General features: G+C 45.3%; 25 protein-coding genes. 12 read left to right on the top strand and 13 right to left on the bottom strand.

Going from position 1 to position 26997, the window contains the following annotated elements; all coding sequences use genetic code 11:
• Positions 1-41: 41 nt before the first annotated feature.
• Together yhbH and HFE01_RS03110 are read left to right on the top strand one after the other, a co-directional pair.
• Positions 42-1208 (top strand): sporulation protein YhbH, encoded by a 1167-nt coding sequence (yhbH, locus tag HFE01_RS03115; protein ID WP_016820483.1) that lies wholly within the window; start codon positions 42-44, stop codon positions 1206-1208.
• A complete protein-coding gene (locus HFE01_RS03110; RefSeq protein ID WP_025364469.1) occupies positions 1205-2650 on the top strand; it encodes a SpoVR family protein in 1446 nt (481 codons plus the stop codon). The genes yhbH and HFE01_RS03110 overlap by 4 nt, the downstream gene beginning before the upstream one ends.
• A 68-nt stretch (positions 2651-2718) precedes the next feature.
• On the opposite strand, the gene HFE01_RS03105 is transcribed toward HFE01_RS03110, so the two are convergent.
• The 4 genes from HFE01_RS03105 to HFE01_RS03090 form a co-directional block, all read right to left on the bottom strand.
• Positions 2719-3900, bottom strand: coding sequence for a hypothetical protein (locus HFE01_RS03105; protein ID WP_017426672.1), 1182 nt, complete (start codon positions 3898-3900; stop codon positions 2719-2721).
• Positions 3901-4013: 113 nt separating this feature from the next.
• Positions 4014-5597 carry a sensor histidine kinase gene (locus HFE01_RS03100; protein ID WP_167438197.1) on the bottom strand — a complete coding sequence of 528 codons (1584 nt, stop codon included), beginning with the start codon at positions 5595-5597 and terminating at the stop codon, positions 4014-4016.
• Entirely contained in the window at positions 5594-6280 is a 687-nt protein-coding gene (locus tag HFE01_RS03095; protein WP_167438198.1) for a response regulator transcription factor, read from the bottom strand. The genes HFE01_RS03100 and HFE01_RS03095 overlap by 4 nt, the downstream gene beginning before the upstream one ends.
• Positions 6281-6312: 32 nt before the next feature.
• Positions 6313-6552: a helix-turn-helix domain-containing protein gene (locus HFE01_RS03090; protein ID WP_260403041.1), complete on the bottom strand. Its 240-nt coding sequence runs from the start codon at positions 6550-6552 to the stop codon at positions 6313-6315.
• Between the two features lie 164 nt (positions 6553-6716).
• Here HFE01_RS03090 and HFE01_RS03085 point away from each other — a divergent pair, with 164 nt between their 5' ends.
• From HFE01_RS03085 to HFE01_RS03055, 7 genes are all read left to right on the top strand, one after another.
• On the top strand, positions 6717-7418 hold the full coding sequence (locus tag HFE01_RS03085; RefSeq protein WP_167438199.1) for a response regulator transcription factor: 702 nt from the start codon (positions 6717-6719) through the stop codon (positions 7416-7418).
• On the top strand, positions 7415-8776 hold the full coding sequence (locus HFE01_RS03080; RefSeq protein ID WP_167438200.1) for a sensor histidine kinase: 1362 nt from the start codon (positions 7415-7417) through the stop codon (positions 8774-8776). The genes HFE01_RS03085 and HFE01_RS03080 overlap by 4 nt, the downstream gene beginning before the upstream one ends.
• 22 nt (positions 8777-8798) lie before the next feature.
• Positions 8799-9392, top strand: coding sequence for a PepSY domain-containing protein (locus tag HFE01_RS03075; protein WP_016820490.1), 594 nt, complete (start codon positions 8799-8801; stop codon positions 9390-9392).
• Positions 9393-9507: 115 nt separating this feature from the next.
• Positions 9508-10056 (top strand): PepSY domain-containing protein, encoded by a 549-nt coding sequence (locus HFE01_RS03070; RefSeq protein WP_167438201.1) that lies wholly within the window; start codon positions 9508-9510, stop codon positions 10054-10056.
• 204 nt (positions 10057-10260) lie between these two features.
• Entirely contained in the window at positions 10261-11271 is a 1011-nt protein-coding gene (locus HFE01_RS03065) for an aminoglycoside phosphotransferase family protein (RefSeq protein ID WP_167438202.1), read from the top strand.
• Positions 11272-11289: 18 nt separating this feature from the next.
• Positions 11290-12186 carry a phosphotransferase gene (locus tag HFE01_RS03060; RefSeq protein WP_019686777.1) on the top strand — a complete coding sequence of 299 codons (897 nt, stop codon included), beginning with the start codon at positions 11290-11292 and terminating at the stop codon, positions 12184-12186.
• 243 nt (positions 12187-12429) lie between these two features.
• The gene (locus tag HFE01_RS03055; RefSeq protein ID WP_167438203.1) at positions 12430-13296 is read left to right on the top strand and encodes an arylamine N-acetyltransferase family protein; all 867 of its coding nucleotides are present in this window, start codon (positions 12430-12432) and stop codon (positions 13294-13296) included.
• 169 nt (positions 13297-13465) lie between these two features.
• On the opposite strand, the gene HFE01_RS03050 is transcribed toward HFE01_RS03055, so the two are convergent.
• Together HFE01_RS03050 and HFE01_RS03045 are read right to left on the bottom strand one after the other, a co-directional pair.
• Positions 13466-14488 carry a globin-coupled sensor protein gene (locus tag HFE01_RS03050; protein WP_044788211.1) on the bottom strand — a complete coding sequence of 341 codons (1023 nt, stop codon included), beginning with the start codon at positions 14486-14488 and terminating at the stop codon, positions 13466-13468.
• Between the two features lie 249 nt (positions 14489-14737).
• A complete protein-coding gene (locus HFE01_RS03045; RefSeq protein WP_013370145.1) occupies positions 14738-16633 on the bottom strand; it encodes a PrkA family serine protein kinase in 1896 nt (631 codons plus the stop codon).
• A 283-nt stretch (positions 16634-16916) separates the two neighbouring features.
• On the opposite strand from HFE01_RS03045, the gene HFE01_RS03040 reads away from it, so the two are divergent.
• Entirely contained in the window at positions 16917-17675 is a 759-nt protein-coding gene (locus HFE01_RS03040; protein ID WP_167438204.1) for a DUF2161 domain-containing phosphodiesterase, read from the top strand.
• A gap of 19 nt (positions 17676-17694) precedes the next feature.
• On the opposite strand, the gene HFE01_RS03035 is transcribed toward HFE01_RS03040, so the two are convergent.
• Together HFE01_RS03035 and HFE01_RS03030 are read right to left on the bottom strand one after the other, a co-directional pair.
• Positions 17695-18948, bottom strand: a complete 1254-nt coding sequence (locus HFE01_RS03035) for an aminotransferase-like domain-containing protein (RefSeq protein ID WP_107733920.1) — start codon at positions 18946-18948, stop codon at positions 17695-17697.
• A 49-nt stretch (positions 18949-18997) separates the two neighbouring features.
• Positions 18998-19654, bottom strand: coding sequence for a response regulator transcription factor (locus HFE01_RS03030; protein ID WP_016820498.1), 657 nt, complete (start codon positions 19652-19654; stop codon positions 18998-19000).
• 271 nt (positions 19655-19925) lie between these two features.
• On the opposite strand from HFE01_RS03030, the gene HFE01_RS03025 reads away from it, so the two are divergent.
• Positions 19926-20333: a hypothetical protein gene (locus HFE01_RS03025; RefSeq protein WP_016820499.1), complete on the top strand. Its 408-nt coding sequence runs from the start codon at positions 19926-19928 to the stop codon at positions 20331-20333.
• Complete coding sequence (locus tag HFE01_RS03020) at positions 20330-21397, top strand: phosphodiester glycosidase family protein (protein WP_016820500.1); 1068 nt, start codon at positions 20330-20332, stop codon at positions 21395-21397. The genes HFE01_RS03025 and HFE01_RS03020 overlap by 4 nt, the downstream gene beginning before the upstream one ends.
• 99 nt (positions 21398-21496) lie before the next feature.
• Here HFE01_RS03020 and HFE01_RS03015 read toward each other — a convergent pair whose 3' ends face one another.
• From HFE01_RS03015 to aroF, 5 genes are all read right to left on the bottom strand, one after another.
• Positions 21497-21745, bottom strand: coding sequence for an AbrB/MazE/SpoVT family DNA-binding domain-containing protein (locus HFE01_RS03015; RefSeq protein ID WP_014599574.1), 249 nt, complete (start codon positions 21743-21745; stop codon positions 21497-21499).
• A gap of 376 nt (positions 21746-22121) precedes the next feature.
• Positions 22122-22586 (bottom strand): tRNA (uridine(34)/cytosine(34)/5-carboxymethylaminomethyluridine(34)-2'-O)-methyltransferase TrmL, encoded by a 465-nt coding sequence (gene trmL / locus HFE01_RS03010; RefSeq protein ID WP_017426659.1) that lies wholly within the window; start codon positions 22584-22586, stop codon positions 22122-22124.
• A gap of 245 nt (positions 22587-22831) precedes the next feature.
• Positions 22832-23923 (bottom strand): 3-phosphoserine/phosphohydroxythreonine transaminase, encoded by a 1092-nt coding sequence (serC, locus tag HFE01_RS03005; RefSeq protein WP_016820502.1) that lies wholly within the window; start codon positions 23921-23923, stop codon positions 22832-22834.
• A 268-nt stretch (positions 23924-24191) separates the two neighbouring features.
• Positions 24192-25616: a type I glutamate--ammonia ligase gene (gene glnA / locus HFE01_RS03000; protein WP_016820503.1), complete on the bottom strand. Its 1425-nt coding sequence runs from the start codon at positions 25614-25616 to the stop codon at positions 24192-24194.
• 272 nt (positions 25617-25888) lie between these two features.
• The gene (gene aroF, locus HFE01_RS02995) at positions 25889-26926 is read right to left on the bottom strand and encodes a 3-deoxy-7-phosphoheptulonate synthase (RefSeq protein ID WP_017426658.1); all 1038 of its coding nucleotides are present in this window, start codon (positions 26924-26926) and stop codon (positions 25889-25891) included.
• Positions 26927-26997 lie beyond the last annotated feature (71 nt).

The following is a 26997-nucleotide window of genomic DNA, read 5'->3' as shown; positions in this document are numbered from 1 at the left end:
GGCCAAACTGTGCCGTGTATCCACTTGGGGGGTGCCTAACAATGACGGAACCACGCCAGCCATATTCATTCGTCGTATCCCGCGAAGATTGGTCGCTGCATCGCAAAGGGTACCAGGACCAGCAACGCCATCAGCAGAAGGTCAAAGATGTCATTAAGCAAAATCTACCCGATCTGATAACGGAAGAAAATATTATAATGTCGGACGGTCAACAGATTATCAAAGTGCCCATTCGCAGTCTGGATGAATATCGCTTCATTTATAACTACCAAAAGCAAAAGCATGTAGGTCAAGGGGATGGCGACAGTCAGGTGGGGGATGTCATCGGACGTGATCCTGCTTCCCAGAAGCCAGGTAAAGGTGAGAAAGCAGGCGACCAGCCAGGACATGATATTATGGAAACTGAAGTCAGCATAGAAGAACTCGAAGATATGCTGTTCGAGGAAATGGAATTACCGCATTTGCAGCAAAAAGATAAGGATCAAATTGAGGTTGAATCTATCGTATTCAATGATATACGTAAAAAAGGCATGCAAGCGAACATTGACAAGAAGCGAACGATACTCGAAAATCTGCGCCGCAACGCTCGTGAGGGGAATCCGGGCATCCATCATATTAGTCCGGACGATCTTCGTTACAAAACATGGGAAGAGAAAACCATTCCCCAATCCAATGCGGTAATTATAGCTATGATGGACACCTCAGGCAGCATGGGATCTTTTGAAAAATATTGCGCCCGCAGCTTCTTTTTCTGGATGACTCGCTTTTTGCGTCGCCAATATGAAAAGGTGGAAATTGTCTTTCTTGCGCATCATACCGAAGCCAAAGAGGTTACGGAGGAAGAATTTTTTACTCGCGGTGAAAGTGGTGGCACAATCTGCTCTTCTGCTTATTTGAAAGCATTGGAGATTATCGACAAGCGCTATCCTCCTTCCACTTATAATATTTATCCCTTCCATTTCTCCGATGGCGATAACCTAAGCTCAGACAATGAACGGTGTGTGAAACTAATTGAGGAGCTTATGAAGCGCAGCAATATGTTCGGCTATGGAGAGGTGAACCAATATAATCGCAGCAGTACGCTGATGTCAGCCTACAAGAATATTAAGGCAGATCAGTTTATGTACTATGTCATCAAGGAAAAAGGTGAGGTATACCAAGCCCTACGCACCTTTTTTCGCAAACGGGAAGGGGGAACGGTGGGATGAGTACCGACCAGAAAGAGCTGGAATACGCGATATCAGAAATTATGGAGATTGCAAATGGATTCGGTCTCGACTACTATCCGATGCGGTATGAAATTTGTCCGGCGGATATTGTATACACATTCGGGGCGTATGGTATGCCTACGCGCTTCAGCCACTGGAGTTTCGGAAAAACGTTTCACAAGATGAAGATGCAGTACGATTTTGGATTGAGTAAAATCTATGAGCTGGTCATCAACTCCAATCCCTGCTACGCTTTCCTGCTGGATGGAAATTCGTTGGTGCAAAATAAACTGATTGTCGCTCATGTGTTGGCGCACTGCGATTTTTTCAAACACAACGCCCGCTTCTCGGCCTCCAACCGCAATATGGTCGAGAGCATGTCTGCCACCGCAGAACGGATCAGCAGCTATGAAATGGAATACGGCTCAAAGGCCGTGGAATCCTTCATTGACTCTGTACTGGCGATACAAGAGCATGTAGACCCACAGCTCATCAAACCAAGGCATCTAGATAAACAACGATACATGGAACTCAAAATCAAGGAGCAAAAAGAACCTAAAAAACACCAGCGTCCCATCGGACCTTACGATGATCTGTGGTCACTGGACACAGTAAAGCAGCATGATTCGGCCGAGACCGAGGGGATCAAGGTACGCCAGTTCCCACCGGAACCTGAAAAGGATATTGTCTGGTTTATTCAGGAATTCTCCGAGGTACTGGAGGATTGGCAGCGGGACATCATGACGATGCTGCGGGACGAAATGCTGTATTTCTGGCCCCAAATGGAGACCAAAATCATGAATGAAGGCTGGGCCTCTTATTGGCATCAACGGATTGTCAGGGAACTGGATTTGACCGGGGATGAAACTGTTGAATTTGCCATGCTGAACGCTTCCGTTGTGCAGCCTTCCAAGCAAAGCTTGAATCCGTATTATTTGGGATTGAAGATATTTGAAGATATTGAAAAGCGATGGGATAACCCGACTCGCGAGGAGCAAGAGCGCCAAGGACGCAAACCGGGCGAGGGCCGAGCTAAAATGTTCGAGGTGCGAGAGTTTGATTCGGACACCTCTTTTATACGCAATTACATGACCAAGCAGCTAACAGAGGATTTAGATTTGTACGTGTTTGAGAAACGGGGACCGGATTGGAAAATTACCGATAAATCCTGGGAAAACATACGGGATCAGCTTGTGTTCTCACGTGTAAATGGCGGCTCCCCTTATATCGTTGTTGAGGACGGGGATTATCAGCATACAGGCGAGTTGAAGCTCAAGCACCAGTATGAAGGCATTGAGCTGGATTTAAAATATATGGAGCGCACGCTTCCATATGTATATCAACTGTGGGGGCGTACCGTTCATTTGGAAACGATGATTGAGGGGAAGCTCGCCTTATTTTCATATGATGGGAAGAAACATCATCGCAAGTTTGTGCAGTGACCCACAATCGAATAGCCAGCCTAATTTAAAAAAGGTGCATTCCGAAGAAGGAAATGCGCCTTTTTTTACTACTTTTTCTTAAATTCGACGATGTAGCTCTGATTCAGTTGTTTTCCACCTTCCGAAATGTTCTGGTACATGGATAAAAACCGGGCGGAAGGGCTCCACACTGTTGGACTGTCATAGGATTGGATATCGGTCGTAACGGGAGTGGTTTTACCCGTGGATTGGTCAAACACATACAGCCCTCTCATTCCTTGCTGATCCTCATCATAAATGGAAAAAGCAAGCTTGGTCCCGTCGCTGGACCAGCTTCCACGACTCATTAAAGTCCCTTGACCCACGATCCCTTTCTCTTTGCCTTGTTCATCCAAAATGATCATACGGGCTGGTTCGGATGTATTCCATTTCCGCTTTTCAATGGCAATAGATTTACCATCAAGCGACACAGCAAAAGACATGGCCCCCTCTGCAATGGTCACAGCTTGAGGATGATTGAGAGAGAACCGATTCAGTACCGGATACCCTTGTTTATCATTGCCTGTATAAAATATGTCGTTACCCACCTTCTCGACATGAGCAATTAATTCTGAGTGATTCGGATCTTGAAAGCTTAGTTCTTCTGCTTTGCCGTTCAGACCAATCAGATGTATCTTACCGTCTGGTGTACCTGTAATGAGATGATCCTTATCGCCCCAGCTCACTTCGTTAGTCATGTCCAGCTGACCAACCGATGTAACCTTACCACTGCTGAGTTCTAAAATATAGCCCTGGATATCATACTTGCTGCTGGCACTGCCCTCCGTAAAAAACACATGGCGTTGATCCGGTGATACCACAGCAAGTAACTGTAGAGCATTACGACCTGGTGTTAAAACTCGCTCCTTGTTGGTCTTTACATTATGAATCCATAACTGATTCTGACGCTCCACAATCAGCTCTTCATCACTCAGCCATGACCTCGCGTAGACATCTCCCAGCCTGTCGATGGACTGTACCACCAGTTCGTCCGATACTTGCTGCCGAGCTGCATCCATGTCAATCACAGTAAGCTTTTGCCCCGTTTTCATACCGGATGTTGGAATTGTCTCTCCTGCACTTTTTATGCCGCAGCCGCTGAGCAATCCTCCAGCGATCAAGCCAGTCATGAGCAAGCCTGTGACTTTGTGTCTGAAAAAGCGTGCATAGGGATATTCGAGACGAGGAAAGCCGTTCTTTTGCCCGTAGCTGTCTAGGTTTTTCTTCATCATGTATAACAGCCTCCTTGTTAACGTTACCCCCAGCTTAATGCCTGAACATCTCGTGAATACATCGAATTGTTTCCAAATTGTAAATAAGACAACATTTTCAGTTCTAAAGCTATCTACTGAGAGCCATCATGAACCAACAGGGGGAGCCTGAGCGAAAATTCATTGCCACTTGCAACTGAATGACCATTGCTATTTTCCAACCCAGTACCGCCCGAAGCTGTAAGCTGCAACTCTCCACCCATGCGCTCCGCCAGTCTGCGTGCCAGAGGCAGGCCAAGTCCCGTACCACTGTCCTGGCGAGAACGATCACGGCTTAAGGTAACAAATGGCTCAAAAATCATGTCCCATTCTTCCCTAGGAATCCATGGACCGGAATTGCATATATACACTATCACGGTGTCCTTTTCCACTCGATTGGATAACGTGATCCAGCCTTTGTCCTGATTATATTTTACTGCATTATCCAGCAAATTCAGTACAATATGCATTAGATGCTTAGGATCTCCACACACCTTGGCTGGAATGGTATCCATCGAAAAATTTAGTCCACGCGCCGCAGCTTTCCCCCGGATTCGGCTACCTGCATCTTCGAGCAGCAAATGCAGCTCCACTTCCTCCGTATGTAATTCAAAATCGTATTTGTCCAGCACAGATAGTCTCAGTGAATCCTCGACAAGCTCATACAACCGTTTTGTTTCCTTACCGATACTTTCTCTGGCTTCACGCACCAATTCGGGATCATCCCCATACATATCCAGCAAATCAGCGTAAGCCTGAATAGAGGTCAACGGAGTCTTCAGTTCATGGCTGATATTGCCAATAAAGGTCTTTTGCTGCTGCTCTAGCTCTCTCAAACGCTGAACCGCTTCTTCCAGCCGAAGCTTTTCATTTTCGAGCGCGGTAATACTTGCCCGGATCACATGACTCATCTGGAGCATCCCTTCATCCAGCCTTCCCAGCTCGTCCTGCCGTCGCAGCAATCTGGCTTCTGGATAGTGCCCTGCCGAGATCTGCTCAGAAGCGCGAGTCAGTCGTCCGATGTCCCTCGTCTGGCGGCTGACATAGCCTAAGCCAAGAATAAAACTTAAGACCAGCACCGCACCTCCTGTCCATAAAAACAAGCGGGCAATGTCCTGGTAAAACTGCTGCTGTGCTTCTATTGAGCTATGAAGCTGTACCACTCCCAGCAAGCCGTCTGGACCTTGAAGCGGAGCTAGATAGGTCACTGAGCTACCTTCTGTAATATACGCAATTTTCCCTTGGAGCGCATAAGAAAGCGCCTGGCCGACATCTGTTCTATAAGCCAGTGGCAGAGAATTTCCGACCTCATGTCCCCGACCATCATATAAAATAACGCGCATATTACTGGATACGCCGAGCTCCACGGCAAGCTGCGGCGCTTGCTTTTTCATGAAGTCTTCGGGCGATTGGTGAACTCCCAACAGGTAAGACTGTTTTACGCGCATCTCCACGATTTCCGCCTGACGCTTTAAGCCGCGTTCCATTTGGTCTGTCTGATTAGCACGAATACCGGTAAGTACGAGCCAGCTCAGCACACCGACAGTAAACAGCAGTAAAGCCGCCAGGACCAGCGGAAATTTCCAGCGCAGGCTCAAGCCTGTACGCTTACGTTTGCGCTTTGGCTGGTCAGTGGACTGCAAGCTTCCTTCTGGATGGAGTGAATGATGTTCGTTCACGTCATTTTCTCCGCCTTATAGCCGATTCCATACACGGTCTGTAGCATCGACTGGTGCGGCTCCAACTTCTTGCGCAAGCGCTGAATATGAATATCCACCGTCCGCGTTCCCCCTGCATAATCGATGCCCCATACTTGTTCCAGCAACTCGTCCCGCGTATATACCCTTCCAGCATGGGACACCAGTAGCGCCAGCACATCAAACTCCTTGGGGGTCAGATCCAATGCTTTTGCTCCGAGTTCAGCCGTTCGACTGGACGGACGCACTCGCAACGGGTCCAGTATTAATTCCGTTCCTTCCGGCGCAGGCGCTCCTTCTCGTTCCAGTCTCCGTACCAATGCCTTAATACGTGCGAGCAGTTCTCTTAGGTCAAACGGCTTGCTCATAAAATCGTCCGCCCCCAACTCCAGTCCGAGCACCTTATCGACGATATCGTTTTTTGCGGTTAGCAGTAAAATACCGATGCCCTTTCGGCTTTCCAAACGGCGACACACTTCATATCCGCCCAGTTTGGGCATCATCACATCCAGTATGAGCACATCCGGGTGAAACAAACGCACTTTTTCCAATGCATCCTCTCCATCCACGGCAGTTTCCACCAAAAAACCTTCCCGCTTTAACGCATAGGCCAGTGCATTCCGAATACTCGCCTCATCGTCCGCTATCAGTATTCTTTTATCCATGTCCTTCCCTCCCTACCTCAAAAAACGTTCGACTACTTATACTCCCGCAAATAATAATGTATTAGACATGTATGGCATATAAACTGCTCGCGGGAATCATTAAGATCAAAATCCATCATGTCGCGTATCCGTTCCAGTCTATATTTTACCGAATTATGATGTATAAAAAAATAATTTGCTGTATCTATCAGACTGCCCCTGTTTTCCAAATAATAAAATAATGTTTTGAGTAAAACACTGCCATGTGACCCACTGACTCCCCGGTCGCTAATGCCCTTTCTATGATAGGGGCTACATCTGATCGAGGGGATTGTCCATAATTATAACGCATTATGCTAAGCTCTTTCTCTCCCAGTCCCGTGCTTTGAAGTGTCTTACCTGTCCGTATATGCTAAAATACTTCCGTATCGGCTATTCGCTACAGGAGGGCATGATTATGAACCAATCCATTTTGATCGTAGAAGACGAAGAGAAGATTGCCCGACTTCTAGAGATCGAACTTGAATTTGAAGGCTATCAAGTAAGTAAAGAAAAAAACGGAATTGACGGACTGGAGACCTATTGCAAAGGTAGTTGGGATCTGGTTTTACTGGATATTATGATTCCCGGTCTTAATGGCATCGAACTCCTGCGGAGGATTCGTAAACATGATGCGAACGTTCCTGTCATTTTACTAACGGCTAAAAGTTCCATTGCAGATAAGGTAGAGGGACTCGATTTGGGAGCCAATGACTATGTTACCAAACCTTTTGTGATCGAAGAGCTGCTTGCACGTGTAAGGGCCGCGCTCAGGGTAGGTGCAACGAAAAACATGGCTTCACAAGTGGCAGATCAATGGCTTAGTGCCGGGGACTTACGTCTCCATGAAGGTACTCGTGAAGTTCTTCGTGGAGAGCACAACATTGAGCTTACGCCGCGAGAGTTTGACTTGCTCGTTCATTTACTTCGACATCAGCGGCAGGTACTTAGTCGTGAACAATTACTGGAGAATGTATGGGGCATTGATTATATTGGTGATACCAATGTGGTCGATGTGTATATTCGCTACGTGCGGAATAAAATTGACCCTTCGCGCCAACTCCCTGAGCTGATTCATACTGTACGCGGAATTGGCTATGTTCTGAAGGAATCGTTATGAAGCTGCAGAACAAAATCCATACGTACACCTCGTTACTATTCGGGGTTTTACTTGTAGTCATTAATTTCTTAGTCTATTTTCTATTCAGCCAACTTTCGATAGACAGTCGAAAAAACCAGGTAGAAGCCGCAGCAGAAAACATGATTCATGGCATTCAACGCGCTCCAGTATCCGTAGCCACTGAGGATCTTCTACGAGCTTATGTGCCGCTGGATGGTATGCTTCGGCTAATGAGACCGGAAGGCGACTTTCTTGCCCCTATCACCTCTTCATCAGAGCAGTCTCTCAGTTTGGTGAAGGGCGTTTTTAATGAAACACGGCAGGTTCGCATCATTACCTATGAAAGCAACCGTTATATCTACGTATCGGTCCCCATGATTTGGTCGAATGGAGAGGTTGTCAATCTTCAGGTGACCGAGAGCCTGCAACCGACGATGCAGACGCTTCAGGTACTCAGGATCGTACTTATTGCAGTCACAGGAATTGCTTTTATTCCTGTCGTCCTATCGGGAAGACTGCTGGGCAGACTGATTACACATCCAATCACATCCATGATTAACACGATGAAAGAGATTCAACGTAGCGGGAAATTCAAACGTCTTCCGCTCAATTCGTCATCACGCGACGAGCTAGTCGAAATGGGAGAAACGTTTAATGACATGATTGAATTGCTGGAGCGGAATTTTGTTCGCCAAGAACATTTCGTTTCGAATGCGTCCCATGAATTGAAAACACCTCTAACCATTATTGAAAGTTATGCCAGTCTGCTTAAACGACGGGGATTGCAGAATCCCAGTATTTTTGCCGAATCCGTTGAAGCGATCCATTCTGAGGCGCTCCGAATGAAGAATATGGCAGAGCAGCTTCTTCTATTGGCCAGAAACGAAGAACAATGGAATGTCGTGTTAGAACCTGTACGCTTGACCAAAGTAGGGACAGAACTGAAAGCTACATTTGAAAATGCTTTCGCCAGACAAATTCAACTGGATGTACAAACAGACTGCATCGCCTATACGGACGAAAATAAATTAAAACAACTTTTATTTATATTTTTGGATAATGCGCGCAAATACAGTGACGAGCCGATATACCTGATGATTGATATTGTGGGCGGTACGGCTCAACCTTGCATAAGAATCACAGATCAAGGAATTGGAATCCCTGAAGAAAAGTTATCTAAAGTTTTCGACCGCTTTTATCGTGTGGACGAAGCCAGAAGCCGCGAGGAAGGTGGGGCAGGGCTAGGCTTATCATTAGCTACAGGAATTGCTCAAGCTATTCAAGCACAAATTGGGCTAGAAAGCATAGAGGGAAGTGGAACAACTGCAACGATCATCCTCCCTACTGTTCCAGAATAATAAGCCAAAGGAGGCAAAACCAATGAAAACGATCTATACCTGGATGATTGGAGGTATGGTAGCGGCTATATTAATCACCATTTGCCTTTTACAGTGGCCCTGGGCACGATCGTTATCAGCTTCGCCCTTGGAAGAAAAAACTGTGGTCCAATCTGTATTGCATCAGTATCCCGGTGAGGTGCTCGAATCCCAACGTTTGGATAATTTTTATGTGATCAAGCTAGAACGCACCAAAGGGAAGTATGTAATAAAAGTCAATGCCTATGATGGTGTCATTCAATCCATTAAGCGGACACAGATGTATACAGATGCAAAGCAGGAACCCCAAGATCACCCCCCCGGTTCCTCACAACCCAGTGACAAATCAAATCCAGTCCATAAACCTGACCCGGTTTCTCTTGTCATTACTGAGAATGAAGCAGCCAAGCTTGCTGCAAAAGCAGTGAATGGAACATCCGATGATATTGAACTGCACCGCAATGACAAAGGCCTCTATTATCTTGTTGAGGTTGAGATACAAGATGGGCGTGAGGCAGTGGTGCAGATCAATGCAGTATCAGGCTCAATCGACTCTATCACTTGGGAAAAAGAAAAACAGGATCACGACGAATCATGACGCCCTGATGATCTTGCTTATAGCTTCTCATTGTTTTCTCATGATTCTATTATGTTCCTCTCATATTCAAGGGTTAAGCTGTATTCAAGCATACAGTTCAAGGAGGAATTAGGTAATGAAAAAAAACTATACATTAGGAATAATAGCAGCCACGGTTATGCTTGGAGTTACGGTTACAGGTGTCTCGGCAAATGCCGTATGGGCTGCTAAACCTACGGGATTAATTGGAGCGACTGCTGCTGCCAATATTGCCAAGAAGGCTGTGGGAAATGATGCGCAAGTTGAGGATGTCGAACTGGAGCGCAAGAACGGAAAGGTCTACTATGAAGTGGATCTTCAGCAAGGAGATAAAGATTGGGATATAGATGTTGATGCTTATACCGGGAAAACTATCCGTTCCCATTCTGAGCTTGATCATGACTCGAATGACGAGTCTTCCTTTTACAAGCCCAACCACGTCACTCTAACTGAAAAGCAGGCTGGACAAATTGCACTTAAGCATGTGCCTGGGAGTACCCTTCTGTCTTCTAAATTAGATAAGGAAGACGGACAGTTCATCTATGAGGTCAAGGTACTCACCAACGAAGGAACTGTCGAGCTTGAAATCCATGCATCGTCTGGAGCGATCGTGGATACAGACGAAGAAGATGACAACGATAACTGATCAATCATTCATAATCAGGCTTGCGTAATACAGAGCAAATTAAAACGGAGCAGCGAACTTTCGCTGCTCCGTTTTTTTGACGAATGTGAACAGGAAAAGTAAGAGAATAGCTCCATAAAACTGCACCTATTATTTCCTCATGAATAGACTGATAACTAACAGAGGATTACCTTTTTCTTCAATTAAAAGTCAAGTGAGGTTCTTATGGCGAAATCCTATACAAAAGCACAGATTCGCGAAATCACCCGTCGTTTCGGCCTGATCCCCTTAAAATCAAGCTTAGTCTCATCACTGTACCGAAAAAATGCAGTAATCCAAGTAAAAACGAAAAAGGGAACTTATGCATTAAAGCCCTTTAGTCGTTCAAAGATGGCTCGTTCCAATACGATTCAACAGATGGAACGAGCTGCGAGCTATATAAGGCTTTTGAAAAAGAGAAAGTATAACTACATGCCCACATGGATCCCTACTCATTCCGGCAAGCTATGGACACTACATCAAGGAACGCCATTTTATGTAAGTCAATGGATCAAAGGACGGGGACTGGAAACCGCTGAAGATTTCGAAAAACTAGGGTTAGCCCTTGCCACACTTCACGCTACATCCACCGGCTTACATCGGATGGAGAAAGGAAATTCCCCTTCGACCATTCAACAATTGCGGATATGGAAAAAGCAAGACCGTCTTTTCCAAAAAAAAATGACAAAAATCAGCCGCAAGGATAAGGAGTATCGCAACTGGTACAACACTCATGGCAAGGACTGTATACGTTTATCCAGACGTGCATGGAAGGATTTGCAGGACGCATCCATTATAAGACTACTTCGAACGGAACGCCGGCATCCCTCCTTGATACACAGTGATATCACCACCCCGAATGTCATTATTTCAGACGACGGTCATCTCAAAATCATTGATTGGGATCGGGCTAAGATTGGCTCCGTCTATGCTGATTTGGCAAAGGCTCTTATGAATACAACTCAATTCAATCCTGAATTTGTGCAATCCTTGTTAAGGGGATATCAAAAACGCAAACCACTCAGCCGAACTGAGCGGAAGATTGTTACAGCTTTATATAAACTGCCACGAGAAGCTTGGCATGCTTCTCGACATCCGAATCGTTCAAGAGACCGCGAAATCCTAGACAACTGGGATCAGTCGTGGCCTCTTCGATTACAAATCATCCATATTTTGCAGGAATGGGCCCGTGTATAAAAGAAAGTGAGGAGCAAAATGTCGATTTTATCGAACGTTGAGCAAATGTACGGAATCAAAATTCAGCGTAGCCGTCAAATGAAGGACATTCACAAGATTGAAACAGCTAATACAACTTATTGCTTAAAACCCTACAAATTTCCGGAAGAAGAGATTCGTTTTATTACACGTGTCTTGTCCTACCTGGATGAACGCGGGTTTGCACGTAGCCAAAAGGTCTATCCAACCGTACAGCAAACAGCCTACATGACCTATGAAGGTGTTTCGTATACACTAACTAATTGGGTTCATGGACCCAGACCGGAATTTACAAAAAGAATAGACTTCAAAAAGGGAATTTCTACTTTAGCCAAATTCCACACCAGTGCCGTAGGCTTTCCTGTCACGGAAGCGCCGCCTTCCAGAATCCGTTATGAAGGCTTGAGCGATGAAATAGCTGAATATAAAAAACGTCTCAGTCCTTACAAAGGCACAGCACATCTCCTAGCTCTTTGTGAAGAAGTGTTATATCGTCTACAGCAGCCCAAAGTTCGAGCTGCAATCCAGCAGGAGCAAAAAGCAGCTGCATTAATACACGGTGACTATAACTATCCCAATCTGGTCAAAGACAGGCAGCTCAAAATCCATTTGATTGACTTTGAAAATTGTTCCCTACACGTAAGAATGAAAGATCTCTCCCATCTTCTTCATCGGAATTGTCTTTGGAACGCGACAAAGATGCTGCGCGCGATAGACTTTTATCAACGATATCGACCGTTGAGTACTCAGGATCTGCATCTGCTTCATACGCTATTGATCTCTCCCTATCATGTGGTCCGCAACCTTAGAATAGGTGGCTTCCGTTCTGCCAAGCGAGTCATTCCATCGTTCGTGCATTTGAACAAATACCGACGTGAACTTAGATCACTGCTATAATTAGTTAGCTTGAAAATAAGAAAAAAAACAGACCCGATCATCAGGTCTGTTTTTTTGTGTTCTGACAGCCATCTACGGGAAATCGACATGTTACTAAACGAATTGATTTGCTGATTGTACCGGTACAGCCATAAATTTATAGCATTGTACACAGCACGTACCCCTTTTACAATGATGCTAAGACTCAATGCTCATTTGTTTCGAGAAGAGAATTTGGCAAACTAACAATAGAGGTGACTGCACATGTACACCATGACAAAAGAAGAAATAAAAGCTTATTTGAACAGAATTGGAATTTCCGAAGTTCAGCCTCCTACCCCATCCTATTTAGTGGAGTTGCATAAGGCACATGTAAAAAATCTTTCATGGCAAACGTTGGACATTTTTGCAAGAAAGCCGGCTGCCATTGGTTTTCAAGAATCCGTTCAGCTCATTCTACATGGGAGAAGTGGTTATTGTTTTCATCTGAATGGTGCCTTTAGTGCGCTACTACATTCGCTAGGGTACAAAGTTTCTTTGCATCATGCTGGGGTACAACCTTTAGGAACTGAGCCACGCATTAATTCATTTCATCTTGGACTAACAGTGAACTTGCTAAATGAGCAGCAAGAAGATGAAGTATGGATTGTAGATGTCGGACTGGGCGATATGCCATATGAGCCTCTACCACTCCTTATGGGGACTTATGAACAAGCCCCTCTTCGTTATAAAGTTATGGAATCTGAAGTTGTTACTAAAGGTTGGCGTTTAGAACATGACCCGCTCGCTTCATTTGTTGGCGTTGATTTTGCCCCTACGGTTGTTCAGGATTTGGAAGAATTTAAGCCGAAACATCATTTCTATAGCCGCTCCGTGGAATCTCCATGGTTTAACCTGTTTCTAATTCGGCAAAGGCAAGCATTAGAAGCGAATGAACTCAGAGGATGTATGTGGAAAAAACGCGGGCTAAACGGTTTGGAAAAAATAGAGCTGGATAAGAAATCGCAGTGGCTGGAAGTATTGGCTGATGTATTTGGTGAGCCGCTCGTTAACTACAGCCACCAGGAACGGGACGAGTTATGGAAAAGAGTACTTGCGGCTCATATAGAATGGAAAAAAAGCTTCCTCTAATTCCTTGTTTCAAAAATTCGGTCATTCTTTCATAGGAATATGCACTTCCTCTGTTGCCTCTGTTGTGTTGACTGGACTGCCAACAGGAAGATCGTCGCTTTGCCAGTATCCAGCCAGCTAACGCCCCGAAAACTTCCAGTTCCTCAGGATATACTGCTCAAGCTACATCTCACACCTCCAGCAATTCCGAGGAGTGCTGCAACATTTCCAATTCCTTCACCATGTTTTCAATCAGCTTTGTGAATGAAGCCAATTCTTCGGAGCTGGAGGCCTGTTGCCGGGCACTGGCTGTTGTGGCAGCGGTTTCGGATTGCACACTGTCAAGCATACGGGCAATATCCAGCACCTTGCGCTGAATTTGCTCCTGTGCTTGCTTTGAATTAGATGCCAGCTTTCGCACTTCCTGCGCCACCACTTGAAATCCACGCCCTGCTTCTTGTGCATGGGCTGCCTCAATTGCCGCATTCAGTCCCAGCAGATGAGTCTGATCGGATAATTCTCGAATGGTACTGCTCATCTGTTCAATATGCTTAATTTCATCACTTAATTGCAGTACCAGTTCCTCCGTATGTTCCTGCGAAGAAGCAGTGGTGCAGGCACTCTCCGCGATATTATCCGTATTTTCCCTAAGTTCGGCAATCATCCCCGTCAAATTTTGTGCAATTCGGGACACCACAGTCAGCATCTGCGTTTGTTCATCGGCGAGCTCGTTAACTTGTTCCTTTTCCTTTTCCTGATAAGCTTCCAGCACAAGTTGGGAATCCAGATTGAACATTTTGGAAAGAGCGTGCACAATAGAATACCAATCCTCTATCCCCGAACGCTTTAAAATGTCTACTGCAATATCCAGATAAGCAATGTACGTACCCAAATAATAATCGGAAGATAATCCAATCCGGGAATGTACCTGCCCCACAAAAAGGCGGTGCTCGATAAACTGATCATCTATTTTCCCATCTGCGAGAGAAAGCCAGTATTCACGTTGTGTTTGCTTTAGTCGCTCAATATTCGACCATTTAGAGATAATCGACATGAGATGGGGAACCTTTTCTACATGCTCATAAAAACGATCCACTACCTCATTTACAATAGACTGAAATAGCCCCTGATAATGATGCAATAAAGCCAAATCGCCATCAGTAATACCAATATATTGTATCTGTTTTAATCTACTCTCAGCGACATGAATCATAAGTTCCTCCAAATAATAGTTTACATAGATTTTACATTACCATATTTATCGGCAACTTTTTAGAAAATGTTAAAAAAGCAGAAGATTGATTGTGATTGTTTACATATTAATTTCAGAAAAACATATAAATCCAACTCTCTATTCATACAAAAAAAGAACCCGTCAGCACCTCAAACGCTCTGTGCCTGCCGGATTCTCTTCACCATCCATTTCAATCCATAGCCTCATTACACAATTGTTTATTTCCCCTTACCGATTCAGGAGGCTGCCTACATACCTCAATAGATCGTTGGCGCTGGCTCCAGTGTAGCCATGCTCCTCAATCAGCCGCTTAATCACCTCATTCATCCGTTTGAGCTGATTAGCATCAGGCGTTTTGGTCGAAGTTGTGATCTTCACAATATCCTTCAAATCGGCGAACAGCTTCTTTTCAATGGCTTCTCGCAGCCGATCATGATGATGATACTCAAACTTTCGCCCCTTGCGGGAATAGGCAGAAATACGGATTAATATTTCCTCACGGAATGCCTTTTTCGCATTTTCCGACACCCCGATCTGCTCCTCGATGGAGCGCATAAGCCGCTCATCCGGGTCGAGCTCCTCATCTGTGAGCGGATCGCGGATTTTCGCCCAATTGCAAAAAGCCTCGATGTTATCCAAATAGTTATCAAACAGCGTCTTGGCTGATTCTTCGAAAGAGTACACAAAAGCCTTTTGTACTTCTTTTTTCGCCAATTCATCATATTCCTTACGAGCCACGGAAATGAAATTCAGATACCGCTCCCGCTCTTCCTTTGTGATAGAAGCGTGCTGGTCTAAACCATCCTTAATGGCTCGTAAAATATCCAGAGCATTGATGGACTCCACATTTTGCTTAATCAGCGCACTGGAAATACGATTAATGACGTACCTTGGGTCTACGCCGGACATGCCTTCTTCCAGAAACTCATGTTGCATCTCCTTCAGATCGGCCTCCTTATAGCCTTCGACCTCCTCACCATCATACATGCGCATCTTTTTAACCAGATCCATCCCCTGCTTCTTGGTTTCTTTCAACCGGGTGAGCACAGAGAAAATGGCAGCCGTTCGCAGCGCATGAGGAGCGATGTGTATATGACGCATGTCACTTTGCTCAATGAGCTTGGCATAAATCTTTTCTTCCTCGGAAACTTTCAGATTATAGGGAATTGGCATTACAATCATTCGCGATTGCAACGCCTCGTTCTTTTTATTCGCAATAAAGCTTTTATACTCCGATTCATTGGTGTGAGCTACGATCAATTCATCTGCACTGATGAGCGCAAACCGTCCGGCCTTGAAATTTCCTTCCTGGGTCAGAGACAGTAAATTCCACAAAAATTTCTCATCGCACTTCAGCATTTCCTGAAATTCCATCAGTCCGCGATTCGCTTTATTCAGCTCTCCGTCAAATCGATAGGCGCGTGGATCCGATTCCGAACCATACTCTGTAATGGTGGAAAAGTCGATGCTGCCTGTCAAATCGGCAATATCCTGTGACTTCGGATCAGAAGGACTGAACGTACCTATGCCGATCCGGTTTTCTTCCGATATAAATACCCGCTCCACGCGAACCTTCTCAATATCACCATCAAATTCCGTACGTAATCTCATTTGGCAGGATGGGCACAGATTACCTTCAATGCGCACACCCAGTTCCTTTTCGAATTCGGGACGCAACTCATGAGGAATAAGATGAAGGGGATCTTCGTGCATAGGGCAGCCTTCTATGGCATACACGGCTCCCTGATCTGTTCTCGAAAACTTCTCCAGACCACGCTTTAGCAAAGTGACCAGTGTTGATTTCCCTCCGCTAACAGGTCCCATCAAAAGCAGGATACGCTTGCGGACATCGAGCCGCCTGGCTGAGGAATGGAAGTACTCCTCCACCAACTTCTCCAGTGCACGATCCAGCCCAAAAATCTCCTGCTCAAAAAATTTATATCGCTTATGTCCCCCAACCTCTTCTACACCAAAAGATTCAATCATTTTGTAAACCCGTGCATGAGCGGTCATCGCCGGTGTCGGGTCTTTCTTGAGTATCTCGATGTACTCTCTAAAAGTGCCGTTCCAGGCCAAGCGGTTGTTCTCCGCTCGGTACTCCGCAAGGCGGTCAAAAATATTCATGCTCGGTTCCTCCCATGACTGCGTAATGACTATCCTCCACTCTTGATGATTATGGCTACACTCGTCACGCCTTTCAGGATATAATGCGATCCTCTTAAAAAAAGTGTAATACATACCTATGCAGATTGATTTCAGAATTGACCTATTTTTTTGTGACAGGTCTCTAGGCTTTTTCCAAAAACAAAGGGATTCACTATGCTAAAATAGACAACAACGACGCGGACCTGACGCTTTATGGTACAATATAAGCTCGGAATAATGGGATAAAGGAGCGGGAGAATCCATGGCGGTTCGGCATGAGACGGAGCTGTACGCTCCGGTCAAAGCCTTTTTTGAAAATTTGGGATATGAAGTCAAAGGAGAAGTGCGCAACTGCGATTTGATGGGGATCAAGCCAGGGCAGCAAGCGCCTCTAATTGTGGAGATAAAAAAGACGTTTAACCTGGCGCTGGTACTGCAAGGCATGCAGCGCTTGAAGCTAAGCAGCAATGTATATGTGGCTGTAGAACGGAATCGTGCCAAAAAAGGGGCGGTGAATCAACGCTGGAATGAGTTGGTCGGACTGTGCCGCCAGTTGGGGCTTGGCTTGCTCACTGTCACGCATTTTAAAACAAAGCCTCCGCTCGTTGAGGTGCTGTGTAAGCCCGTGGCATCTAGTGATGAAGTTTACAAAACGACTACCGTTCGCCGCGGCTCGCGCAAGGAAAAGCTGCTGCGGGAATTTCACGCACGCAGCGGTGACCACAATGTCGGCGGGAGCACCCGGCGCAAGCTGGTCACCGCCTACCGGGAAAAAGCGCTGCGCGTAGCCGCTGCTTTACAGGGTTTGGGGGAAGCCGCCCCGGCGCAGCTCGCCCGCACAGCAGCCGTCAGCGACGCTGCTGCCGTACTCCAGCGCAACTACTACGGTTGGTTTGAACGTGTAGCCCGCGGGCGTTATCGGCTGACTCCGTTCGGTGAAGCCGCTCTGAGCGAGTATGCAGAAGTACTGCAGCAACAGGGCATTGAAGCGGCGGCTGGAATGATGGCAGAGGATGACTGACCTCGGATAGTGGTTATTACTAGCTTCGCGCTGTAAATTCACCGATCGTCTCACCGATTAAATTCATGCCCATAAGCAGTTGTTCTCGGCCCGGGTGGCTAAAGTTAAGGCGAATATGGGCCGCACCTTCATCGCCAACCGCACACAACGCACCTGGCATAAAGGCTACGCCCTTGGGTAGCGCCGCTTTGAGCAGCAAGGCGCTGTCCAGCCCAGCGGGCAATTTCACCCACACATACATCCCACCAGATGGAATATGATACGTCACGTCTTTCCAAAACGGACGCTTCAGCAGCTCTAAGAGTAATTGGAGCCGAGTTGAATATTCCTTGTTCAACATTGCCAAGTGCTCATGCCATTGAAAACGCGAATTGGTCAGCAATTGGAACAGCAGCCGTTGGTTCATCGTACTGGATTGCACGTCAGCCAGCTGCTTCAAGGCGTACATCCCTTCGATCAGCGGCGCAGGACCAGCCGCCCAGCCAGTTCGCAGTGCAGGGGCAACTGTTTTATTAAATGAACCGATATATAGCACTTGACCGCCCTGACCCGCATGATCCAGTGCGAATAGTGAGGGGTAAGCCTCTGCAAACTTTCGGCTCTGGGCATGTGGACTCTTATCATGGGTTTCGTGTTTTTGCTTAAAATGCAATTCACCGTAAGAATCGTCCTCAACGACCAACACCTCATGACGCCTACAGAGGTTCAAAATTTCCTGCCGTCTAGCCGCGCTCCATAAGGCGCCTGTCGGATTCGTAAACGTTGGCGTAGCAAAAAAAAGCTTGGGGCGATAACGGATCATTAAAGCTTCAAGCTTATCGGGAATAACGCCCTCCCCATCCGATTCTACAGGAACGACCTGCGCCCCTTGCATAGATAGTACCTGTAAACATCCAGGGGATGTCGGGTTCTCGACCAATACCGGATCACGTTCATCCACCATCAGCCTTACGATCAAGTCAATGGCCTGCTGGCTGCCTGTGGTGAGAAGAATTTGACCTGGCGGTACTCTTACTCCTTTACGCTGCTCCCACTCTCCCGCAAGCCATGCCCGCAACGGAAAATAGCCCTCCGGTTCACCATACTGGAGGGCGTCAGGGCCGGAGCCAAACACATCATGAGCTGCTTCTTCCAACAGTTTCACCGGAAACAGCTCTTGTGCAGGCAATTCTTCAGCCAAAGATATAAAGGAATGTCTTCTCGCATTTTCCCGGATATGACGCACTGGAGAAGCCAACATCGCAGCCGTTCGTGAAGCAAAGGAATATTGCATGAACATCCTCCTTCTCCTGAAAAATAGTCATGATCTCCGGGCTGACACGTCAAGCATATAACTGCTTCATCTGACGCGCATATAAGGCATAACGTTCAATCGCCTGCGCCCGGCTGGACACACCTAATTTCGCATAAATTTTACGTAAATAATTATCAATGGAGCGCCGGCTAACTTCGATCTCGATAGCAATTTTGTCATATGTAATTCCTTGTACAATACGTTCCATAATAAAAACTTCGGTTTGCGTCAATTCGTCAAAAGGCTCAGAAGCCATTAACGGCATAAATGGCCAGTTTCCACAACGAATCCAATCCATTGGTAATGAAGCAAATCCTTCGCGCAAACCGTTGATCAGGTGAATTAACTGGCTCGGTGATGCCTGCTTGGATAGCATTCCATTTGCGCCAAGCGAGATTAACTGCTGGAACAACGTAATATTGTCCTCATCCGTCATAATAACAATATGGCTGTCCGGAGACAAGACCCGCATTTGTGTCAAAAACGGTTCCGCCGTTCCCTCAGGCAACCTATAGTCCATTAAAATAATTTCCGGGCGAATGGAGCAAACCAGCTCCAGGCCTTCTGTGCCGGAGGAAGACATCCCTCTAACAAGCAAATCCTGCTGGTCTTCCAAAATAAGCTTTGTTCCCAGCATACTTGTAGGATGGATATCTATGATGACCACCTGCCATACTTTTCTCATATCTAAACCTCCTGATTTACAAAAAAATACATATTTAGCGAAAGTAATCACAAAACTAGAGAGTGCTTATGTAGAAATTGCGTAAATGTGAACGTATAGGAAGCGAAAACGATTTAAGGAAATTGTATCCTAGGACTTCCTTCCGATGCAATCTCTTTTTCCAATATTTTTATATGACTATTTCGCTTTTGCGAAATAAATAGGCCCATGATAGAATTGGTACTGCAAATAAAGACTGGAAATTTGAATTTACACGGGAGTTGAAAATCACATGCAAGCTTCACCTGAACGTCCTCCTGCCGAAGCCCGGCGGAGCAATTCAAGAAAGGGGTTGCCCGTAAAGACTTTTCTGCTATTTTGGTTTCTTCTTATTATACTAGGTGCTCTCGCAACCTATCTGTATAGCAATCACTTGAAGCAGCAAATGCTAAACGAAATGCAAACCCATACAGACCAACAGATTCAAGTACTCAAATCCGACTATGAAAAGCAACTGACTGCACTTTCCAAGGAAGTTAGCGGATTACAGGGCAAGGTTCAGTCCTTCAACGAACTGCTGACCTTTACAAAGGATAATGCCAATAATAAGACCGATAATAGCAATAAACTGTATACCCAATTAAATGAAGTCAAGCAGCAGCTCAATACACTTCAGAAAAAAATGGACTTGCTAAAATGAATGTAGATGCAAAGCTAGTAAACCGGTTCTTTATGTTGGCCCTTGCTCCTTTTATCGGTTTGTTAGGGTGTATTTTGTTAGTGCATCCCCCTTTGAGCTTTCCTGAATCTACATCTCCGAGTCTGCAAAAAGCCGAAATTACTTTACAAACGCAATCAGTAGGCAAGCAGCTTGATGAAGCCAAGCAAACAGCAACGTATACCTTATCTACGATTCGCCGGACGTCTGAGCTCTACAAACAAACGACCCAAACGATGAATCAGCTTGTCGTGACTGCCTCTGCGCAGTCCAAGCGACCCGCGGTTATCTATAATCGGCGCATCACTGCCAAACTGGGGGTTCCCTACTACCAGGTAGATAGCAACCGGATTACCATTGAATTGTTTAAAGTAAACCCGGGAATTTATCACGGATACGCTATGAAAGTCAAACTTAAAGATCCTACGGCAATGAAAATGTCTTTGGGAAATGACAAATTGGGTGGCTCAGAAACGACCATGCGTGCAGTCTTGAGACACGGAGCCATTGCAGGCATCAACGCAGGCGGCTTTGCCGATGGAGATGGCAAACGCTATCCATTAAGCACTACGGTCTTGAACGGCCGCTACCTTACTGGCTTTCAGTCGAGTTTCAAGGACTTGTCATTCGTCGGATTGAGTAACGACGGCAAGCTTATTGGGGGCAAATTTTACAATCAAAGTGCTCTTGACAGCTTAAAACCTGCCTTTGGAGCTACCTTTGTTCCCGTTCTGTTGCAAAGGGGACAAAAAGTGCCTATTCCTGACAAATGGAAAGTCTCTCCCAAGCGGGCTCCACGTACAGTCATTGGCAACTATAAAGATGATCAGTTGCTCATTATTGTCGTAGACGGCTACAATGAAAGCGGGGGTTCAGGTGCAACGCTCGAAGAACTCCAAGGGAAGATGTTCAATCTGGGAGTTCAAGATGCTTATAATTTGGACGGCGGCGGTTCATCGTCCCTTATACTAAACGGTCGAATCGTAAACAAACCGTCAGATGGTAATTTGCGTCCAGTCCCTACTCATTTTTTGTTCTATAAATAGTTAGGTGTAGTTTACTATCCAATTAAATATATGCTGTTCAGGCATAGCTCTATCCGAAAAAAAGCATCACGAACGAATGTCGTGATGCTTTTGCCTCATTTAGGAGGAGTACTGTGTCATTTCTGTCAGGCATTGAGCACAAATATAACGTTCTTTGAAATCGTTCACTTGTTCTATTGAGCCGCAGAATACACATTTTGGACGATAACGCTCCAAAATAATATGGTCGCCCTGAACCAAAATTTCGACAGGATCTCCCTCATTCATTTGATATCTTTTACGCAATGACTTAGGCAGAACTATTCTCCCCAACTGATCAACTTTACGTACCACACCGGCAGGTTTCATCGTGATCGTACACCTCTCCTATTGAATATTAGCTTACAATTTTCTTTCCAGGCGAAAAACTAGGTACAAAGACACTATTCTTTATGTAGTATTCGCTGTCTTTTTGTCGAATCCTGCTGATCACAGGAAATTTTATTACATTTTTTCATAAAATCATGAACCATATCAAAGTATGGTACAGAATGTCTATAATATTTTTATCGACCGGAAAGCCAATTATCATTAGCCTTCACAAAGAATTTCCGCAAATTTATGACCATATATCCTTTATTTAAGCTCTACTGTCATGTACTTTCGAGCAATAATAGTGCAACTTTTATCAGCAACTAAGGTCCTGGTTCTTTATTCGCATTTATACTTGATCGATTGATGTTCGTTACGATAAACCTGGAAAATCCAATTGTCTCAGCGCTTCATATACGATAATCGCAGCGGAATTCGACAAGTTTAGAGATCTTACTTTATCTGACATAGGCATCTTGATACATGTATCAGGATTAGCAGCTAACAGTTCAGGAGGCAAACCTTTCGTTTCTTTACCAAACACCAAAAAGTCTCCATCCTGAAATTCAATATCACTATACTGCTGTTTTGCCTTTGTCGTCGCATAAAAAAAGCGACCTTCTTGATATTTCTCTTGTACTTCAGCAAAAGAATCGTGATACTCAATATGAACAGCATACCAATAATCAAGCCCAGCCCGTTTTAACGTAGCATCATCGGTACGGAAGCCCAGGGGCTTAACCAGATGCAGATGAGTTCCGGTTGCTGCACACGTTCTGGCAATATTCCCTGTGTTAGCTGGAATTTCCGGCTCGACAAGCACAATATGTAATGGCATCAGTTTTTCGTTCCTTTCATTATTAAATTCATTAGACAAATAACCTAAAGTCTAACTAAAATGTGTATACTGAAAACATACACTTTCTTCATTTTAACAAAATCAGAGGGATATAGACATCAAACGACAAAAAAATATCAATTTCCCTACACCACTAAAAGCCTTCCCCTATACACATTCAGGGAAGGCTTTATTTTTACTTTTTCGATATCAAATATCGTGTATCGAAATATATGTCTGTATAATCAACTGTTACGTTGCTTAAATCCATCCATAAACTCGGCTAATGCTTGACAGTTCTCCAGTGGAACCGCATTGTAGATTGAGGCGCGAAGCCCTCCTACACTGCGATGCCCCTTCAATCCGATGAAACCCGCTTGTTCGGATTCTTTAATAAATTGTTTTTCCAGATCCTCATTCGCAAGGCGGAAGGTTACGTTCATAATAGAACGATCAGCGCTGTCCACACAACCACGATAGAAGCCTTCGCTTCTGTCAATACGGTCGTATAGCAGATCAGCTTTCTGCTGATTCACACGCTCGATGCCTTCTAAACCGCCTTCCTCCTGGATCCATTTGAGCACTTCATTCACCATGTATATGGCAAAGGACGGGGGAGTATTGTAGAGAGAGTTATTCTTTTCATAAGTACTGTAACGCAGCATCGTAGGAATATTGCCTGGTGAGGAAGCCAGTAGCTCTTCACGGGCAACCACGACCGTTACACCAGAAGGTCCCAGATTTTTTTGCGCACCAGCATAAATCAATCCAAATTGAGTAACATCAAAAGGCTTGCAAAAAATATCACTGGACATGTCCACAATCAGCGGTACGGAACCCGTATCCGGGAATTGCTTAAATTGTGTACCTTCAATCGTCTCATTGGACGTCATATGCACATATGCAGTATTCTCAGGCAAGTCCAAGGAATCCACATTCGGAAGACGCATGAATTTCTCATCAGCGGAGGAGGCGGCAATGTGAGCCTTGCCCAATAGCTTAGCTTCTTTATATGCCTTGTCCGACCAGCTGCCTGTCATTACATAGCTTCCGATCTGTCCTTCGCCTAAGAAATTTAAAGGCAGCATGGCAAACTGCGTGCTTGCGCCCCCTTGCAAGAACAACACCTTGTAGCCTTGTGGATTGCCCAGCAGAGATAGCAGACGTTCCTGCGCTTCATTATGGACAGATTCATACACGGCTCCACGGTGAGACATTTCCATGATGGACATCCCTGTCCCCTGGAAATCTACGAATTCAGCTTGTACACGTTCCAGTACTTTGAGCGGCAATGCCGCTGGTCCTGCATTAAAATTGTAGGCTCTCTTACTCAACAATTTCCCATCCCTTCTCTACTCTGGTGTGGATATTATCGCTATGATAGCAGTATTCATAAATGCGTTCAAGACTTGTATAAAAATGTTTCCGATTTCCTTTATGATGTGACAAAGCTGTGAATGTTAATATATTTAACATCTTCATTTTGTAGTATTTATCATAATGGGAAAAGGTCTCCGGCATAAGACCGGAGACCTATCTTGAACAACAACTATTCCCCGCAGGCTAATGAGTGTTATTCAAATCTGCTATGCTATCAATGTAGTATTAGCAGTCAAAATACAAGCTGTATTCATGTGGATGAACACGGATGTTCACTGATTTAGCTTCAGAACGTTTGAACTCTACATAGTTATCGATAAAGTCCTTCGTAAATACGCCGCCTTCAGTCAGGAATTCGTAATCGGCTTCCAGAGCGTCCAGAGCTTCATCTAGTGTACCAGGTACACTGCGGATTTTGCCTTTTTCAGCGTCAGACAGCTCATAGATGTTAGTGTCGAGTGGACCATAGCCCAATTCGACTGGGTTCAGTTTGCGCTTGATGCCATCCAGACCCGCCATCAGCATTGCTGAGAAAGCAAGGTATGGGTTAGCTGTGGAGTCTGGTGTACGGAACTCGATTCGACAGCCTTTAGGCGTTACAGCCGCTACTGGAATACGTACAGCCGCAGAACGGTTACCTTTGGAGAATACCAGGTTAACCGGCGCTTCGTAGCCAGGAACGAGACGTTTGAACGAGTTGGTGCTTGGGTTGGTCAAAGCGATCAACGCAGGTGCATGGTACAGAATACCGCCAATGTAATGAAGAGCCATTTCGCTCAGATTAGCATAACCACCTTTTTCGTAGAACAAAGGAGTGTCGCCATCGAAAATAGATTGGTGAACGTGCATACCGCTTCCGTTGTCCCCGAAAATCGGTTTCGGCATGAATGTTGCCACTTTACCATATTGACGCGCTGTGTTGTGTACAATGTATTTATAAACGAGCAGGTTGTCTGCTGTTTTCTTGAGTGTATCAAAACGGAAGTTGATTTCCGCTTGGCCTGCCGTAGCCACCTCATGGTGATGGCGCTCAATTCTCAGACCTGCTTCTTCAAGCAAACGGCACATTTCACTACGAATGTCTTGCTGGGTGTCTACTGGTGCTACCGGTACATAGCCGCCCTTCACACCCACTTTAAAGGCCAGGTTGCCGCCTTCTTCCTTACGGTTCGTGTTCCAAGCTGCTTCCTCGGAATCTACGAAGAAGGAGGAGCTGTTCATGCCACTTTCGTAGCGAACATCATCAAAGATGAAAAATTCAGATTCAGGTGCAAAGAATGCCGCTGTACCCACTCCTGCGGATTGCAGAAATTCCTCAGCTTTTTTGGCAATACCACGAGGATCACGGTCATATTTTTCGCCGTCTGGCGTAGCAATATCACACAGGATATTCAGTGTAGGATGCTGAGTGAAAGGGTCGATAAAAACCGCTTCTGGATCGGGCAGCATAACCATGTCGGATTCCTCAATGCCACGATAGCCGGGAATGGAAGAACCGTCGAAAGCAACACCGTTAACAAATGTTTCTTCATCTACTTCGGAAGCTGGCAATGAAATATGGTGAGCACGACCAGACAAATCTACAAAACGAAAATCTACCCACTCAATATTATTTTCCTGAATTGTTTTCAATACGTTTTCAACGGACATGTCTTCTTCCTCCCAATTTTTCCGAACATTAAGTCTTATACAACCCTGAAATGTTCATGATCGAATGTTTTTTTCTGTCGTCATTATAAATCTCAAACATGACACGGGTCAATAGCTATGTAAGGTATTTTTTAAACTAATGTTAGATATGCTTACGCCCTTGATAACATTTGAACAATACAAAAAGCCCGAAACATCGGGCTTTTAGGTGATTTTACTCTTATTCACTGCATTCCGGCAAAACTTTTATGCATTAATGTTAATAATTAGTTTTAAGATACAGCACTAGGTGTATGGAATGTTTTTCCAATTGCAGGAGCCAACAGTTCCAAATCTTTTAGTAAATCTGCAAATTGATCCGGGAATAGGGACTGTACACCATCACCCGTCATCGAGTTGTCAGGGTCTGTATGCATTTCAATAATTAAACCATCCGCTCCCGCTGCTACCGAAGCCTTCGTCATAGGAACAACCAGTTCACGTCTACCTGTGCCATGGCTAGGATCGGAAATGACCGGCAAATGGCTCAACTGTTGCAAAACAGGGATCGCGGACAAGTCGAGCGTATTTCTAGTGTAGGTTTCGAATGTACGGATACCGCGCTCACATAACATAACGTTCGGGTTGCCGCCTGCCAAGATGTACTCGGCAGCATTCAAAAACTCGTCATAAGTCGAGCTGAAACCTCGCTTGAGCAATACTGGCTTGCCGCAAGTACCCAGCTTGCGCAGCAAATCAAAGTTTTGCATATTACGTGTACCTACTTGCAGAATATCGGCGTATTCCGCGCAGATGTCTACGTATTCAGGTGTCATGACCTCTGTGATGGTCAAGAGATCGTGCTTCTGCCCCGCCTCAGCCATCATGATTAAACCTTCTACACCCGTTCCTTGGAAGCTGTATGGCCCTGTACGCGGCTTAAAGGCACCTCCACGAAGGACTTGCGCGCCTGCAGCTTTGACCAATCCGGCAATTTCATCGATCTGTGCAGCAGACTCAACAGCACATGGTCCCCCCATAACGACAAGCTCGCCGCCGCCGATATTTACACCTTTGATGGAGATCACCGTATTTTCCGGATGAAAATCACGGCTGGCCAATTTGTAGGACTTCGAAATTTTAACTACATTTTCTACACCCTTCATTTGGCGTAGATGTTCTGCCAGCTTCGGCTCTACGCTACCAATCAGTCCGATAATCGTACGATCCGATCCTCGGGATACATGAGCCTGCAATCCTTCTTTTTCAATCACTTCAACAATAGCTTGAATATGTTCTTCAGGTGTTTGAACACCAGCGATAACGATCATTTTTTTCTTCCTCTCTATAAACCATATTTTATTATCCACATAGAATAATGTTATGACACTTAGACGCTTGT

The organism is Paenibacillus sp. EKM10P, assembly GCF_011800655.1.
Taxonomy (GTDB): Bacteria; Bacillota; Bacilli; order Paenibacillales; family Paenibacillaceae; genus Paenibacillus; species Paenibacillus polymyxa.
The sequence above is the reverse complement of the archived record's forward strand: the minus strand, read 5'-3'. Positions and strand labels throughout refer to the sequence as shown.

Bases quoted from the DNA above. Each gene is read 5' to 3' on its own strand.
- HFE01_RS03045 (WP_013370145.1), bottom strand. From the start codon at position 16,633: ATGAATATTTTTGACCGCCTTGCGGAGTACCGAGCGGAGAACAACCGC.
- aroF (WP_017426658.1), bottom strand. From the start codon at position 26,926: ATGATCGTTATCGCTGGTGTTCAAACACCTGAAGAACATATTCAAGCT.
- HFE01_RS03020 (WP_016820500.1), top strand. From the start codon at position 20,330: ATGAATGTAGATGCAAAGCTAGTAAACCGGTTCTTTATGTTGGCCCTT.
- yhbH (WP_016820483.1), top strand. From the start codon at position 42: ATGACGGAACCACGCCAGCCATATTCATTCGTCGTATCCCGCGAAGAT.
- HFE01_RS03080 (WP_167438200.1), top strand. From the start codon at position 7,415: ATGAAGCTGCAGAACAAAATCCATACGTACACCTCGTTACTATTCGGG.
- HFE01_RS03105 (WP_017426672.1), bottom strand. From the start codon at position 3,900: ATGATGAAGAAAAACCTAGACAGCTACGGGCAAAAGAACGGCTTTCCT.
- HFE01_RS03050 (WP_044788211.1), bottom strand. From the start codon at position 14,488: ATGATTCATGTCGCTGAGAGTAGATTAAAACAGATACAATATATTGGT.
- trmL (WP_017426659.1), bottom strand. From the start codon at position 22,586: ATGCCATTACATATTGTGCTTGTCGAGCCGGAAATTCCAGCTAACACA.
- HFE01_RS03070 (WP_167438201.1), top strand. From the start codon at position 9,508: ATGAAAAAAAACTATACATTAGGAATAATAGCAGCCACGGTTATGCTT.
- HFE01_RS03085 (WP_167438199.1), top strand. From the start codon at position 6,717: ATGAACCAATCCATTTTGATCGTAGAAGACGAAGAGAAGATTGCCCGA.
- HFE01_RS03095 (WP_167438198.1), bottom strand. From the start codon at position 6,280: ATGGATAAAAGAATACTGATAGCGGACGATGAGGCGAGTATTCGGAAT.
- HFE01_RS03060 (WP_019686777.1), top strand. From the start codon at position 11,290: ATGTCGATTTTATCGAACGTTGAGCAAATGTACGGAATCAAAATTCAG.
- HFE01_RS03110 (WP_025364469.1), top strand. From the start codon at position 1,205: ATGAGTACCGACCAGAAAGAGCTGGAATACGCGATATCAGAAATTATG.
- HFE01_RS03015 (WP_014599574.1), bottom strand. From the start codon at position 21,745: ATGAAACCTGCCGGTGTGGTACGTAAAGTTGATCAGTTGGGGAGAATA.
- HFE01_RS03065 (WP_167438202.1), top strand. From the start codon at position 10,261: ATGGCGAAATCCTATACAAAAGCACAGATTCGCGAAATCACCCGTCGT.
- HFE01_RS03075 (WP_016820490.1), top strand. From the start codon at position 8,799: ATGAAAACGATCTATACCTGGATGATTGGAGGTATGGTAGCGGCTATA.
- HFE01_RS03030 (WP_016820498.1), bottom strand. From the start codon at position 19,654: ATGAGAAAAGTATGGCAGGTGGTCATCATAGATATCCATCCTACAAGT.
- HFE01_RS03055 (WP_167438203.1), top strand. From the start codon at position 12,430: ATGTACACCATGACAAAAGAAGAAATAAAAGCTTATTTGAACAGAATT.
- HFE01_RS03025 (WP_016820499.1), top strand. From the start codon at position 19,926: ATGCAAGCTTCACCTGAACGTCCTCCTGCCGAAGCCCGGCGGAGCAAT.
- glnA (WP_016820503.1), bottom strand. From the start codon at position 25,616: ATGTCCGTTGAAAACGTATTGAAAACAATTCAGGAAAATAATATTGAG.
- HFE01_RS03040 (WP_167438204.1), top strand. From the start codon at position 16,917: ATGGCGGTTCGGCATGAGACGGAGCTGTACGCTCCGGTCAAAGCCTTT.
- HFE01_RS03035 (WP_107733920.1), bottom strand. From the start codon at position 18,948: ATGCAATATTCCTTTGCTTCACGAACGGCTGCGATGTTGGCTTCTCCA.